The organism is Quyinboa ferrireducens (assembly GCF_042436675.1).
In the GTDB taxonomy this organism is placed as follows: domain Bacteria; phylum Bacteroidota; class Bacteroidia; order Bacteroidales; family UBA5342; genus JBHJHP01.
Map to the genome: position 1 here is coordinate 1 of NZ_JBHMVA010000016.1, position 15,780 is coordinate 15,780.

Annotated in this window: 11 protein-coding genes and 1 tRNA gene; 9 read left to right on the forward strand and 3 right to left on the reverse strand. The window is 38.9% G+C overall.

What is annotated here, in order from left to right:
* Positions 1 to 1,396 (forward strand): MBG domain-containing protein (locus tag ACE01N_RS17565; protein WP_380591847.1); only part of this gene is annotated, 1,396 nt, incomplete at its 5' end.
* Between the two features lie 82 nt (positions 1,397 to 1,478).
* Here ACE01N_RS17565 and ACE01N_RS17570 read toward each other — a convergent pair.
* Positions 1,479 to 1,805, reverse strand: a complete 327-nt coding sequence (locus ACE01N_RS17570; RefSeq protein WP_380591849.1) for a hypothetical protein — start codon at positions 1,803 to 1,805, stop codon at positions 1,479 to 1,481.
* Between the two features lie 48 nt (positions 1,806 to 1,853).
* Between ACE01N_RS17570 and ACE01N_RS17575 the strand changes: the two genes are divergently transcribed.
* Entirely contained in the window at positions 1,854 to 3,104 is a 1,251-nt protein-coding gene (locus ACE01N_RS17575; RefSeq protein ID WP_380591851.1) for a multidrug effflux MFS transporter, read from the forward strand.
* A 9-nt stretch (positions 3,105 to 3,113) separates the two neighbouring features.
* Here ACE01N_RS17575 and ACE01N_RS17580 read toward each other — a convergent pair whose 3' ends face one another.
* A complete protein-coding gene (locus ACE01N_RS17580) occupies positions 3,114 to 4,223 on the reverse strand; it encodes an MBL fold metallo-hydrolase (protein WP_380591852.1) in 1,110 nt (369 codons plus the stop codon).
* 327 nt (positions 4,224 to 4,550) lie between these two features.
* Here ACE01N_RS17580 and ACE01N_RS17585 point away from each other — a divergent pair, with 327 nt between their 5' ends.
* The 4 genes from ACE01N_RS17585 (at position 4,551) to ACE01N_RS17600 (ending at position 8,189) form a co-directional block, all read left to right on the forward strand.
* Positions 4,551 to 5,159: a TetR/AcrR family transcriptional regulator gene (locus ACE01N_RS17585; RefSeq protein WP_380591854.1), complete on the forward strand. Its 609-nt coding sequence runs from the start codon at positions 4,551 to 4,553 to the stop codon at positions 5,157 to 5,159.
* Positions 5,160 to 5,325: 166 nt separating this feature from the next.
* A complete protein-coding gene (locus ACE01N_RS17590) occupies positions 5,326 to 6,372 on the forward strand; it encodes an HlyD family secretion protein (RefSeq protein ID WP_380591856.1) in 1,047 nt (348 codons plus the stop codon).
* 6 nt (positions 6,373 to 6,378) lie between these two features.
* Complete coding sequence (locus tag ACE01N_RS17595) at positions 6,379 to 7,947, forward strand: DHA2 family efflux MFS transporter permease subunit (RefSeq protein ID WP_380591858.1); 1,569 nt, start codon at positions 6,379 to 6,381, stop codon at positions 7,945 to 7,947.
* 167 nt (positions 7,948 to 8,114) lie between these two features.
* Positions 8,115 to 8,189 (forward strand) — tRNA-Val (locus ACE01N_RS17600).
* A gap of 125 nt (positions 8,190 to 8,314) precedes the next feature.
* Here ACE01N_RS17600 and ACE01N_RS17605 read toward each other — a convergent pair.
* Positions 8,315 to 9,847 (reverse strand): BspA family leucine-rich repeat surface protein, encoded by a 1,533-nt coding sequence (locus tag ACE01N_RS17605; protein ID WP_380591860.1) that lies wholly within the window; start codon positions 9,845 to 9,847, stop codon positions 8,315 to 8,317.
* Positions 9,848 to 9,954: 107 nt separating this feature from the next.
* On the opposite strand from ACE01N_RS17605, the gene ACE01N_RS17610 reads away from it, so the two are divergent.
* The 3 genes from ACE01N_RS17610 (at position 9,955) to ACE01N_RS17620 (ending at position 15,376) form a co-directional block, all read left to right on the forward strand.
* Positions 9,955 to 10,530, forward strand: a complete 576-nt coding sequence (locus ACE01N_RS17610) for a hypothetical protein (RefSeq protein WP_380591862.1) — start codon at positions 9,955 to 9,957, stop codon at positions 10,528 to 10,530.
* Positions 10,531 to 10,757: 227 nt separating this feature from the next.
* Entirely contained in the window at positions 10,758 to 13,343 is a 2,586-nt protein-coding gene (gene clpB / locus ACE01N_RS17615; protein ID WP_380591864.1) for an ATP-dependent chaperone ClpB, read from the forward strand.
* Between the two features lie 122 nt (positions 13,344 to 13,465).
* The gene (locus ACE01N_RS17620; protein WP_380591866.1) at positions 13,466 to 15,376 is read left to right on the forward strand and encodes a hypothetical protein; all 1,911 of its coding nucleotides are present in this window, start codon (positions 13,466 to 13,468) and stop codon (positions 15,374 to 15,376) included.
* Positions 15,377 to 15,780: the final 404 nt, after the last annotated feature.

A 15,780-nucleotide genomic window follows, 5' to 3' on the forward strand; every position in this document is an offset into this window, starting at 1 on the left:
ATTTGGTGATGCCGATTTCGATCCTGCTGCAACGGCTTCTTCAGGGTTAGCTGTTTCTTACAGTTCTTCCGATGAAAGTGTGGCTACCATTGTGGACGGGAATGTTCACATTACAGGGGTAGGTTCCTGTACCATTTACGCGGATCAGCCAGGGGACGCTAACTACAATGCGGCTTCACAGGTAAGCCAGACACTTAGTGTATCCGAAGCTTCAGCTTCTGTTGAACTGACTGCGTTGACGGCTGTATTCGACAGTCTGGAACATGCTGCAGTGGCAACGACAACGCCTTCTGGACTAAGTGTGGCTATTACATATAACGGTGGTTCTGTTCTTCCTGTTAATGCCGGAAGCTATGCAGTACTTGCAACTATTGACGATGAAAATTATACAGGTTCTGCCAACGGAACACTGGTTATCTCTAAAGCTTCGCAGTCTGTATCATTTGATGCAATGCCTGCTAAAACATTTGGTGATGCCGATTTCGATCCTGCTGCAACGGCTTCTTCAGGGTTAGCTGTTTCTTACAGTTCTTCCGATGAAAGTGTGGCTACCATTGTGGACGGGAATGTTCACATTACAGGGGTAGGTTCCTGTACCATTTACGCGGATCAGCCAGGGGACGCTAACTACAATGCGGCTTCACAGGTAAGCCAGACACTTAGTGTATCCGAAGCTTCAGCTTCTGTTGAACTGACTGCGTTGACGGCTGTATTCGACAGTCTGGAACATGCTGCAGTGGCAACGACAACTCCTTCAGGGTTGAGTGTGGTTATTACATATAACGGTGGTTCTGTACTTCCTGTTAATGCCGGAAGCTATGCCGTAGTTGCAACTATTGACGATGAAAGTTATTCAGGTTCTGCCAACGGAACCCTTGTTATCTCTAAAGCTTCGCAGACGATCTCGTTTGATGCAATGTCTGCCAAAATATTTGGTGATACCGATTTCGATCCTGCTGCAACGGCTTCTTCAGGGTTAACTGTTTCTTACAGTTCTTCCGATGAAAATGTGGCTACCATTATGGACGGGAAAGTTCACATTGCGGGCGTAGGTTCCTGTACCATTTATGCGGATCAGGCAGGGGACGCTAACTATAATGAGGCGACTCAGGTTTCCAGAGAATTGATTGTTGAAAAGGCAACAGATATAAGGGATATTAATCTGCCGGAAGCTACCGTTTTCCCATCATTAAATCACGGAAAATTTATTGTCAGGCTCAATAATAAAAAACCGTTTACTACATTTATCTATGATCTGAACGGAAAAGCCATAACAAATATGTCTGACAGTGTAGGTTCTGAAGAGTTTAATTTGACTGATCAGGAACCTGGATGTTATATCGTGAAAATTGTTCAGGAAGAGTCTGTTTTAATCAAAAAAGTAGTAATTCAATAAATAAAAAATCTCAACAACTATTAAAGGCTGCCCAAATGGCAGCCTTTAATGTTTATTATCAAATGGTTGATCAAAATAAATATTAAATATTTGCAAAAATCCTGCTTGATGTATCGTCTGATATAAAGATGACTTGGCGGTTTATAAATCTGTTGGGATTGGCTTTAGGATCAGAAATAATATTATCACAAAACCAACAGAAGTTTTCTCCTGAAAACACAATAACGGCATTTCCATTGGCATCAGCACATATTAATCCTGAAGATGTTGAGTTTATTGACGATAGGTGCTTTATTTTTCGGATTGTCATTCTCCTGTTTTTAGCATCAAGATTACCTGCTGGTTCTATAAACAATGTACCCTGATCATAAACAGGCCTGACCAGAGCTGAATGCCTAAATTTAGACACTGTGGTTTACTGTTTAATCCTGCAAAACTTTTACCCCAAGTTATTGTTATGTTTAGAATGACAAATATACCGGAAAGCTTAAGCAACGAAAAAGTAAAAAACAGGTTTAAAACCATACTTATTCTGGGCATTCTAACCGCTTATGTCCCGTTTTCTATCGACTCTTATTTACCTGCTGTACCAAATATTGCAGAATATTTTGGAACAAGTACAGCCCGTATGACATTTTCCCTCACAACTTTCTTTATTGGATTCTCGCTTGGTCAGATTATTTATGGTCCACTCCTCGATCGGGTTGGCAGAAAAAAGCCGCTTTACGTTGGTGTTACGATCAGTATTTTGGCAAGCATTGCCTGCATCTTTTCATGGAGCGCATCCTCATTTATCCTTTTCAGATTTATACAGGCCCTTGGTGCTTCTGTAGCATCAGTTTCTGCGTTGGCCATGGTACGGGATTTCTTTCCCCCCGAAGAAAGCTCAAAAATATTCTCCTTACTGGTTCTTGTCATCGGATCTTCTCCTCTTTTAGCACCTTATTTAGGAAGCCATATTATGCAATTATTTAACTGGCACTGGATATTTGCATTTCTTATATTAATTGGCATAGCGGTTATGTCGCTTGTAAAGTTAGCCCTACCGACTGGTTATATCCCTGATGAAAAAGCTACATTAAAAATTAGAACTATACTCAAGAATTACAGAGAAATTATTACCAATCCACAGTTTTTAATTTATGCCATTGGAGGAGCATTTTCGTTTGCCTCCTTATTTATCTACGTGGCTGGTTCACCCATTATATTTATGGAACATTACCATTTTACTCCTAAAACGTTTGGCTATGTATTTGCAGGGTTGGCGATTGGGTTCATCGGTGGCAGTCAGTTAAATATCCTGATGCTTAAATATTTCAGCAGTCAGAAAATATTTCGTTTTGCCCTGATTAGTCAGTTTATAATTGGCATTATTTACTTTGCCGGTGTTGCCAATCAATGGTTTGACGAGAATATGAATATCGTATTTCTATTCTTTGTATTACTATGCATTGGTTTTACATCACCGAACGGCATAGCGCTGGCGCTTGCACCTATTCATAAAAATCTGGGAAGTGCTTCTGCCCTGGTTGGAATGATTCGCATTGGAGTTGCAGGTTTGACGTCAGCAAGCATCGGCCTCCTCAATGCCACCAACAGTATTCCTGTTGCCGGCATGATTTCTTCCACGGCATTTATATCGCTTATCATCATGACCTTCGGACTAAAACGAATGAAGTCCATAGGTGTGGAAGTAGTGGAGAAATAGTAACCGTATTTACATAAGTCCTTTCCACCATCTGGTGAAGGTTTGTGCACTGTCATTCAGAAAAACCGGTTCGCCAATTTGTGGTGTTAACACTGGAATATCTGAGCCGGATTGATTTTCCGTTATTTTATTCAAAGGTTCATCCCATGGATGATTTGCTAAAGCAAATTTTGAATTATGAACCGGTAAGATCTGTTTAGTTCTCAGATCCTCTGCAACCTTAAATACCTGATCCGGAAGCAAGTGTATCAGATTCCAGTTCTCATCGTATTGTCCCTGTTCTATTATCGCCAGATCAAACGGCCCAAACTTCTCGCCTATTGCAGAAAAATGTGTATCGTACCCTCCGTCACCACCTATGAATAAGTTATAGTCCGGAGCCTTAAGCACAAATGAAGCCCATAAGGTTTTGTTACGTTTTAATCCTCTTCCGGAGAAATGCCGTGCCGGTGTGGCTGTTAATTTCCAACCAGCACCTATATCCATTCCATCATACCAATCCAGTTCGGAAATACGTTCCGGATCAAATCCCCAGTGCTCAAAATGCTGCCCAACGCCTAAACCACAGACGATATGTTTCACGTTCGGCTTCAAATCGAGTACCGTTTGATAATCCAGGTGATCCCAATGATCGTGCGTAATGATTAAGTAATCAATAGCAGGAAGATCTTCAGCATGAAAAACAGAAGTCCCTTTAAAAGCTTTGTTGATAAATGAAAACGGAGAAGCGTACGGACTAAATACCGGATCAACCAAAAATGTTTTCCCCTTTAAACGGATAAAATAAGAAGAATGGCCAAACCAAACCAATACATCATCACCAGGATTTAAGGCCTTTATATCTGTTTTAATTACAGGAATACTGTCTTCAGGAGTAACGCGAATCTTCTTTCGGAACATAAAATCCTTCATTACCTGAAACCTGCTTTTATCAGAAGTAAATGTTGGCGTTTCACTCAGATTTCTGAACTCCCCATCTTTGTAATTTGCAGATTGTCCTATCCGTTCCAGGCGTTCTCCTTTAGGTGATTGTCCGAACCTGGAAAGATTCAATAGTGTCATACCCGTTAGTGTTATAATTAATGCAAATGAAAACAGTATTATTAAAAGCCTCTTCATATGATGTATTTCCCGACTATCAATAGTTAATTCCCCTTTTATAACAGAAATTCTATTTAACAGTTCATTGATTAAAGCCTTGCAAATATTGTAATCTTTAATCAAATTAAACTATCTGCATTACAGTTTTACCTACCTTAATTACTGAATAAATTGTATTCTAAAATAACACCTCCATTATTAACCTTTTTTAAAATAAGAGTATTTATCTAATACACTGGCATTTAAATCAAAACCCATTACTACAAACTCATTTTCTGATTGCCGATAAAATAAAAAACTGTAATTTTGACCAATAAAGTTAATTAGTCAGATATTAGATCTTAAATGAAACAGGAAACCAAACAATCTGAGATTATTAATGCAGCTCAGGAACTGTTCTCAACTTTTGGATTTGAGAAAACGACAATGACTGACATTGCCAGACGACTGGGAATTTCCAAAGCATCGCTCTATTATTATTTTACAGATAAAGAGAGTATTATTAAATCGCTTGCAATAAGAGAACAGGAGCAGTTCATAAATGAAATACAAACAATTACCGACGGGGCTTCAAGTTCGAAGGAAAAACTTCTTTCCTATGCAGGGAAACGTGTGGAACTATTACAGCGCCATCTCACGTTAAGTAGCATGAATATTGGCACCTACACATCCATAAAAACATTGTTTACTTCAATCCTGACCGATTTCCGGAAGCAGGAAACCGATCTGGTAACAAGAATCCTGTCTATTGCTATTGAAAAAAAGGAAATACGTGACATTAATCCACTGGAACTTGCAGAGCTCTACCTTGATGTGCTTATGGGCCTGCGTAAGAATGCTTACTATAGTTCAGGAAAAGTTGCATTGAACAATCTGCAATTTGAAGCCATAAAACAGGTAAAACAACAATCTCAGTTGTTTACCGAAGTATTTATAAAAGGTATTTCAGTATAACATGAAAGCAACTGAATCGCAACCATTTGTGGTTATCCTGAATTGTCCGGATAACTGAACAAGCAACCAGTCACTAACACCATTTTTACCTCCAAAAGTATTAATAAACAAAAATCAAATCACTGTTGATACATATAGGATTCAACAAAAGAAAAGGAAATAATATATGGAAAAGGAAACGCCTGATAAAAACAAGAAGAGCAGAAAGAGCAGAATCATTGTATTTGCACTCCTGGGTATTGGGGCTGTAATTGCCGCAGCGGTATATTATCGTTCTTTACGATTCGAGACAACGGACGATGCGCAGATAGATACCGATATTACTTCACTTACCTCGCATGTACCGGGTTACATCGCGCAGGTAAGATTTGATGACAACGCCTATGTACATAAGGGCGATACCCTGATCATTCTTGATGACAGGGAGCTGGCTTTAAAAGAAGCGCAGGCCGAAGTGTCACTGGAGAATGCCATAGCGCTGCTTAATACAACCCGGGAAAATACACGTTCTGTCAGACAAAGTGGCCAGACCAGCACAATTAAGATCGATGAACTCAGGATCCTTATGGAAAACACCAGTAAGGATTTTGAAAGGTATAAGAAATTATACGAAGAAGGGACAGTAACACCACAACAGTTTGACAAAATCCGGACAGAAAAAGAAACTCTGGGAAAACGTATTGAGGCAGCCCAACAAACTGCGAAAGAAGTGGACTCAAGGATCAGTGCTGCAGACCAGCAGATTTCTGTTTCTGAAACAGTAGTCGAACAGCGTCGCATTGAACTGAAATATGCAAAACTTAATCATTCCTACGCGTTTATTACAGCACCTTTCGACGGCATTGTGTCTAAAAAGAATGCTGTGGAAGGACAGCTGATTCAGGCTGGTCAGGCATTGTGCTCCATTATTTCCAACGATAATATCTGGGTGACCGCAAACTTTAAGGAAACCAAAATAAAAGATATCAAAGAAGGGATGAAAGTGGATGTCTGTGTAGATGCCTATCCGGATGAAATAATTGAAGGGCGTGTCGCATCGTTCTCTTCGGCAACAGGCTCTAAATTCTCTCTGATTCCTCCCGATAATGCAAGCGGCAATTATGTAAAAGTGGTGCAGCGAATCCCGGTTCATATTGATCTGGACAAAAACAATCCATTATTTAAACACATCAAACCGGGCATGAATGTTTTTGTAAAGGTAATTTTAAACTGATCCTGAATGTCAAAGATTGGGCTCAACAAAATATTAGTAATCATAACAGTTGTTGCCGGTGCACTATTGCAACTCATCGATTCATCCATCGTAAATGTTTCGCTGACGCAGATGATGGGGAACCTTGGTGCGACACTGGGGGATATCAGCTGGGTAGTCACGGGCTATACCACATCAACCATTATTATGATAACCCTTTCGGGGTGGTTGAGCGCGAAGCTTGGACGCAAGGTTTATTTTACAGCATCCATCATCCTGTTTACAGTCGCTTCTGTGTTTTGTGGTTTGTCTACTTCCATTTCGCAGTTGATCCTATTCAGAATTATTCAGGGAATCGGTGGCGGGGGCTTGCTGACTACCGCACAGGCGATTTTGATTGATACATTTCCACGTGAAGAATTGGGAACAGCCAATGCAATATTCGGTATGGGTGTTATTATTGGTCCGTCAATAGGTCCAACACTGGGAGGTTATATCACAGATCATCTGTCCTGGCACTGGATATTCTTTATCAACATTCCTGTTGGCATTGTAGCATCTATCCTTTCAATCCTGTATGTAAAAGATTCAGAATACCGGTTAAAAACAGGTAAAATGGACTGGGCAGCCCTGATACTCCTGATATTGACCATCGGGTCATTACAGATCATACTTGAAAAAGGTCAGGAAAAAGACTGGTTTCAATCTTCATTTATCTCCGCACTAACCATTATTTCAATAGTAGCAGGTATTCTTTTTGTGTTCCGACAATTAAAGGTTGAAAATCCAATTCTTAACCTTCGCCTGTTGAAAAACAGGCAATATGCTATAGGGACGAGTTTTGGATTTGTACAGGGCATTGGGTTGTATGCTTCCGTATTTGTGATCCCGATCTTTTGCCAGAGCATGCTCGATTACACGGCCAAAGATACCGGATGGTTAATGCTTCCGGGAAGTCTTGCAGCAGGTGTTATGATGCCGGTAGTAGCCACAGTGATGAACAAAACAAAAATTTCTCCGGTTGTCCTTGCAGGCATAGGATTTTCGTCATTTGTCCTTTTCGTATGGTTACTTTCGGGAATGAACCAGAATACCGGATCCGGAGACTTTTTCTGGCCTTTAATCCTGAGGGGTGTTGGTTTGGGTTTATTGTTTATCCCCTTACTTACTATTACAATCTACCCCTTACATAATAAAGACGTGCCACAGGCAACCGCATTTACCACCATGGTCAGACAGCTTGGCGGCGCATTTGGGATAGCCATGGCAACCACCTACATAAGCATTCGCAGTGTATTCCATTACAGTATTCTGAGTGAACACATCAGCAAATACAATCCTGTGTCGTATGAACGCTTACAGGGATACGCACATTTGTTTATGTCCAAAGGCAGTGATCTGGCGACATCTTACACAAAAGCTGCAGCAGCCCTAAAAGGCAGTCTAATGAAACAGGCTATGATCCTGACCTATAACGATGTGTTTATCATAGTCGGCGTGTTTTTTGCGGCCTGTATACCGTTCTTATTGCTTTTCAGAACAAAAGGGAAAAAAGGAGATAATTCTGCATTGAAAACTGAACAAGTAATTGAATAATTGAATGGCATAGACTCTAAAAATCTTTACATTACTTTATGCACAACATATTTAACAGATAAATTTTATCCCGGTTGATCATAATAATATTGGAATGATCTATAAGACCAATGCTGAAATAGTTTTTTGAAATCAAAAAATACATTTACATTTGTAGCCTGAATTTTGGGACGTTAGCTCAGTTGGTTCAGAGCGCTTGCTTGACAGGCAAGAGGTCACTGGTTCGATTCCAGTACGCCCCACAATTTTACCTTAATTGACACGTACTTTCTTTAAGATTATGCTCAAGAATATAAAATATCCCTTTTATTTTTTCAACAGCCACAAAACAAAAATTATGCAATCCATTTTCTGACCTGAATTAAAATTAATTCAAAACCAACTTTTCTGTCCTTCTATTATCGTTTTGATTGATCTTGATAAAATATATTCCCCGTGGAAAATGACTTACATCTATGACATCATTTTCATTTATCTCTTTTTGCAGGATTAGCTTACCGTTCAAATTTATTATCTGAACTAGGACTTTACCTGACCTTTTCAAAACAAGTTTATCCTGCGCAGGATTTGGATAAAAGATAGCTTCATTTATCATGGATTCGAATAAATGATCTACAGAACCACAATTTCCCCAATTAGGTTTAAATTCATTTATTAAAGGACAATCTGTTGCAAAATCACGAGGTTCAAATGAAACATTCTTAACACACCAATTAGAAATATTTTGATTAAATGACGTTGCCCCCATAAACATTCCATTCATCGATACTACTTTACGTACATTCCAATTTGAAAGCGGTTGATTAAAAGAAGTTGCATCATGAAACATATTATCCATATTTCTTGCTTCGCTAACATCCCAATTCTCTAAAGATTGATTAAAACTGGTCGCTCCCCAAAACATATTATAAAATCGCTGTATCCCACTCACATCCCAGTTTGAAAGAGGTTTATTAAAAGAACGTGCTTCTGTAAACATTAAATTTAATGCTTCTACCTTACCTATATCCCAGGCATTTATTTCTTGATTAAAGTTTCTGGCTCCTCGAAACATTCCATCCATGTATCTTACATTACTTACATCCCATGAACCAATGCTTTGATTAAAATTTGTGGCTCCCCAGAACATATCAGACATCGAAACGACTTTACTTACATCCCAAGAGCCAATTGGTTGATTAAAACTGGTTGCATCTTTAAACATATTACTCATACTCTCCACAGTATCCACATCCCAGCTTTCAAGCGGTTGATTAAAAGAAGTTGCTCCCATAAACATTGACACCGTATTCTTTACATTACTTACAACCCATTCATCTATGGATTGATTAAATGAAATTGCATATAAAAACATTCCTTCCATATCAGTGACTTTACTTACATCCCAATCCAGCAAAGGTTGATTAAATGAAATTGCATAAGCAAACATTCCCCTCATATTAATAACACTGCTTACATTCCAGCTATCTAAGTCTTGATTGAAAGAACGTGCTTCCCTAAACATATCAATCATTTCTGTTACATTACTTACATCCCAATACTTTAAAGATTGATTAAAAGGAGTCTGTACAAACATCTCACTCATATCAGTAACGTTACTTACGTCCCAGGAACTAATATCTTGATTGAAGGAACTTTTCTTGTAAAAAAGTTTACTTAAATCATTCAGTAATGAAGTACAAACTTTACTTAAATCAGCATCTTCATTTATTCTCTGTTCAAGTAATGCTCTGTCTACAGCTTCATATAATACTTCGTTGACTCTGCCTGTATCTCCTGAGGAACAGTTTTCGCATTTAATGGTAACTCCGTTATCGTCCATATAAAAACGTGGTTCTGATTGTGCATACGCATCAAGTAGAATGACGAATAGTGCAATAATGAAGGTAAATCGTTTCATGGTTTGGTATTTTTACTGTGATAAAGGTATCAGATAACTTTAACTTTTAAAAATATCATCAGAAATAAATTCTACTTTCTTAAAATCACTTTGTACTTTTGCTTTTCATGAAAAACGACACCAAAATAAATTTCCTGTTAAAAAACCTGTTTAGGGGTTTTATCTATTCACTCATCATTGCAGCTGCCTACTTGTTGTTTAATAAATTCTTCATCCGGACCAACGAAGAATTATGGCAGGGAATTTTTTACAGTAACCCTGCAGTGATTTATCTGATATATATTGGCTCAGAGGTTTTCTTTGGCATCATTCCACCGGAGTTCTTTATGCTCTGGGCTTATGGGAACAATGATCTTGTTGGATATATTCTGAATGTAGCTTTTTTTGCAGGAGTGTCATACGGTGCTGGCTTTCTTGGTTTTATGATCGGTCGTTTTTTGCGAAAGACCGTAATTTTTAAACATATGGGGCGAAAATTTTTTCAACGGTACTGGCCGCAATTTAAGAAATACGGTTCGGCATTAATCATTGCAGCAGCGCTTACACCCATTCCCTGGGCAGCCATCAGTATTCTGGTTGGCTCAACTGAATATCGTTTGAACCGGTTTTTATATGTCGCATTCTTCCGAATTCTGAGATTTATTGTTTACGGGTTCATCATATTTCAAACCCACCAGTTGTAAGCATTTTAAATCATAGGTGATTGCCTAGGTTATCGCACCGGACTTTTTGTCACCTAAGAGACTCAATATCATGACATTAAGTCCTTTTTATTTATAAAGAAATGTCAATTTGACAACCCCCAAAAGCTCTCATTTAACATTTACACTGACTATCAATAGCTTATAAAACGGCTTAAAAATATGGCAAACCTTTTGGTGGATTCATGGCGTAAAAAAACAATTGAGTTATGAATCTGAATAATTTAACCATTAAGGCACAGGAGTCGGTTCAGCAGGCTGTACAGATTGCTCAGTCATATCATCAGCAGGCCATTGAACCAGGACATATTCTGCAGGGCATACTGCAACATGCTGAAAACATGACCGATTTTTTGTTCAACAAGCTCGGAGTGAATAAAACTGCCATAAAATCGGCTCTTCAAAGCCATTTAGAATCCTACCCGAAAGTTTCGGGCGGAGAACCCTATTTATCCCGCGAATCATCTGAAGTGATCCAAAAAGCTTCGGATCATGCCGGAAAAATGGGCGATAAATATGTATCGGTAGAACACTTGTTACTTGGTATCATGCACTCCAAAGACGGGGCAGCCAGATTATTGAAAGACGCAGGTGTATCTGAAGCTGAATTGAAGAAAGCTATTCTGGAATTGAGAAAAGGATCAAAAGTAGAAGATCAGAATGCTGAGAACACCTTCGATTCACTGAATCGGTTTGCGATCAACCTGAACGAAAAAGCGAGATCCGGCAAACTGGATCCTGTGATTGGACGTGACGAAGAGATCAGGCGTATTCTTCAAATTCTTTCCAGACGAACTAAAAACAATCCGGTATTAATTGGAGAACCCGGAACCGGTAAGACTGCAATTGCAGAAGGCCTGGCCCATCGTATCATCAGAGGTGATGTGCCGGAAAACCTGAAAACACGCGAGATTTATTCGCTGGATATGGGTGCACTGATAGCAGGAGCCAAATACAAAGGTGAATTTGAAGAGCGTCTGAAAGCCGTTGTCAACGAGGTTATTGCATCTGATGGACAGATTATCCTGTTCATTGATGAGATCCATACACTTGTGGGAGCCGGAAAAGGTGAAGGTGCCATGGATGCCGCCAACATTCTGAAACCTGCGCTGGCACGTGGAGAATTGCGCGCCATCGGAGCAACCACATTAAGCGAGTATCAAAAGTATTTCGAGAAAGATAAGGCACTCGAACGTCGTTTTCAAACGGTTATGGTGAACGAACCGGATACCATGAGCTCCATCTCTATATTAAGAGGCTTAAAGGAACGGTACGAAAACCATCATAAAGTCAGAATTCTGGATGAGGCCATCATTGCTGCTGTCGAGCTTAGCCAGAGGTACATTACCGAACGATTTCTGCCGGATAAAGCCATTGACCTTATGGATGAAGCAGCTGCAAAACTGCGTCTGGAAGTGGATTCTCTGCCGGAATCGCTGGACGAACTGGGACGACGGATCAAACAGTTGGAAATTGAACGCGAAGCCATTAAACGTGAAAAAGACAAGGCAAAACTGACCAACCTGACGCAGGAAATTGAAAATCTGAAAGAGCAGGAAACGGAACTGAAAGCCAAATGGCAAAGCGAGCGTGACCTGATTGACAGAATTCAGAAAAGCAAGGCCAGCATTGAAGAACTGAAACTGGAAGCTGAACGTGCTGAACGTGGCGGAGATTATGGTCGTGTAGCTGAAATCAGGTATGGCAAAATCAAAGAGGAAGAGGCCAATATTGAAAAAGCCCGGCAGGAACTGGTTACGCTTCAGGGCGATGATCCGATGATTAAAGAAGAGATTGATGCGGAAGATATTGCAGAAGTGGTGTCCCGCTGGAGCGGCATCCCTGTCACACGTTTATTGCAGGGAGAACGCGAAAAACTGCTTCATCTTGAAGATGAGCTACACAGGCGCGTCATCGGTCAGGAAGAGGCTATTGCTGCTGTTTCTGATGCTGTAAGAAGGAGTCGTGCCGGATTACAGGATCCGAATAAACCGATCGGTTCATTTCTGTTCCTTGGAACTACAGGTGTTGGTAAAACAGAGTTGGCCAAAGCGTTAGCTGAGTATTTGTTCGACAATGAAAATGCCATGACCAGAATCGACATGAGTGAATACCAGGAGAAATTTGCAGTTACAAGGCTGATAGGTTCACCTCCGGGATATGTGGGTTATGATGAAGGAGGTCAGTTGACCGAAGCTGTTCGTCGTAAGCCATACAGCGTGATCCTGTTCGATGAGATTGAAAAAGCACATCCGGATGTGTTTAACATTCTGCTGCAGGTACTGGATGATGGAAGGTTAACCGACAATAAAGGCCGGGTAGCCAATTTTAAAAATACCATCATTATCATGACGTCAAATATAGGATCGAACATTATTCGTGAACGACTGGAGGGATTAAACGATGAGAACAGGGACAGATTAGTTGAATCCACACGGAATGAGATATTCAGTCTGCTGAAACAAACCATCAGGCCGGAATTTCTGAACAGGATTGATGAACTCATTATGTTTACACCCCTTAATCTGAGCGAGATTAAGGAAATTGTAAAATTGCAGGTGAAACACATTAATAAACTGTTGTCCCGCAACAATACGACCCTGTCATTTACAGACACTGCTATTGAGCATATTGCAAAAGCAGGGTTTGATCCGCAGTTTGGAGCAAGGCCTATAAAACGTATGCTACAACATGAAATTCTTAACAGGTTATCGAAAGAGATCCTGAAAGGAAGCCTTGGTGATACCGGGGAAATAACCGTGGATTATAAAAATGGTGAAATCCGGTTTATTTAGAACAGATACAAATTTTACAAAGCCGCTTTACGCGGCTTTTTTTTATGCTTTAATTTTCTAATTTTGAATAACCTGTTTTATTTAAATCAGATATAAAGTCATCTGCATCTAAATTAACTATGATGAAAAAATTATCAGTTTTAATATTCCTGCTCTTGGGGGCTTATTCGGCATCATCAAAATCTCCTATCAAGTTTGGTGATGTAACCATTGAAATGCTTGAAATGACGCATTATGAAAAAGACTCAACAGCAGCAGCTGTGATACTTTGTGATTATGGAGAACTCGATGGATTCAACTTTCAACGCACCTTAAGAATTAAGATTTTATCAAAAGATGGTCTGAAATGGGCAAACTGGACATTTTCTACCAATGCCAAAGGTGATATTAAGGGAAAAACATTTAATCTTGTTAACGGTGAAATAGAGGAAACCAAACTAAGCCGCACGGAAGATGTATTTAAAGAACATATAATCGATGATGAATTTCGACTAAGGGTTTCTATGCCTAATGTAAAGGTCGGATCAGTTATTGACATTGAATATCACATGAACGGTATCCCTCAATATTGGTACTTTCAAAATACAATTCCGGTAGTTCACAGTGAACTACAATTTTATGAGTCATCATACATTGATTTTTCCAAATCTTATACAGGTTTCGAAACACTGGATGTACTTGAGTCTAACCGTTGGGCCATGTTTGATGTGCCAGCCTTTAGGTCTGAAAAATTCATGAACGATCCTTCAAATTACTTGTCAAAGTTTCAGTTTGAAATTACATCGGTTATAATTCCCCAATTAAATTACCGGAAAATCTATGCTAATTCATGGAATGATATTGCAGATCACCTCAAACACTCCGAACGGTTTGGAGTGAAATTACAAAGTGAAAACTTCATCAAAGATCTGGCAGATGAAATAAATCAGGAGGAATTAACTCAGGCTGAAAAGATAAAAGCAGCAGTCAAATCCATTAAACATGTCAAATGGGATAATAATAAAACCCTATACTGTAGCGCATATACTCTGAAAGACCAATATGAGAAAAAGCTTGCAAATTCAGCAGAAATTAATATTATGCTTATTAACCTGCTTAATGAACTGGGAATTAAAGCCAATCCTGTTGTATTGAGTACAAGAGACAATGGAATGCTGCCCATATTTAATCCCAGCCTCGATAAACTTAACTATGTTGTAGCGCATGTAAAAGATGAATATGGTGATCTACTGCTGGATGCAACGGATCCATACCTTCATCCATATCTGGTTCCTGAGTATTGCATTAACGGTAAGGGCAGGCTGTTGGAAATGCATACAAATTCCTGGATCTATGTAGGTGCATCAGCTATTGATAAGAGTAGTTACATCTACGACCTGAAAATGGATTCAACAGGAAAAATGGATGGAGTAGTAAAGCTCCAGGCTGCAGGCTATTCAGCACGTAACAAAAAAGCCAGATACCATTCATATAATTCAGCGGAAGATTATGTAATTGACGTTGATAACAGAAACGCTTCATTTACGGTAAAAGACTATGATTTACTGGGATTTGAGGATTCAGAATCGGCAACTACTGAGAAATATTCTATTGAAATTGAAAACAAAGGCAACAGGATTGGATCAGTATTGCTAATTAATCCTTTGTTTGAAGAAAAGATCGATGAAAACCCATTTAAACTTGAAAAACGTTTGTACCCGATTGATTTTATTTATCCCTTTGAAAAAAATCTGCTTGTAAATATACAACTACCTGATAATGCCGTTATTCAAGAACTACCGAAAGCACTGAGACTTGAAATGCCTGATAAAAGTATTACCGCATTTTACAGTGTTGACCAAAAAGGAAACACAGTACAGGTATTATACCAATTAAGTGTAAAAGAGCCATTTATCAACCAGGATAAGTATGAAAATATCAAGAATTTCTATAGGATTCTGGTCGAAAAACATGCTGAAAAACTGATTATAAATTTTCAGGATGAAAAGAAGGCAAAAGTGAATAAACAAAATGTTCTGACTATAAATTCCTAATACTACTATTTGCTATATAAGGAAAAGGATGATTTATCATCATTTGACAATGCTGGACTGAAAACCTTTTAAATAGCTCATTATAGCAACCAGCATCCAGTAATATATCTAAACAACACCGCTTCTTTAGCTCTTAATCAAAAAATATCCTAACAAGAGAACATGTGATCAGAAAAACGCATGGTGTGACTTTGAAAATATCGACACACTTCTTATTTAGAACAGATACAAATTCATAAAAGCCACGTTTTGCGGCTTTTTTTTATGCCTTAAATTTCTACCTTTGAATAACCTGTTTTAAAGAATATATGAAAATTAGTTTCACACCTGTTATTTATCTTCATAATATCAGATTATTACAACTGATTAGAACACTAAGCATCCAATACATTAACCACAACAAA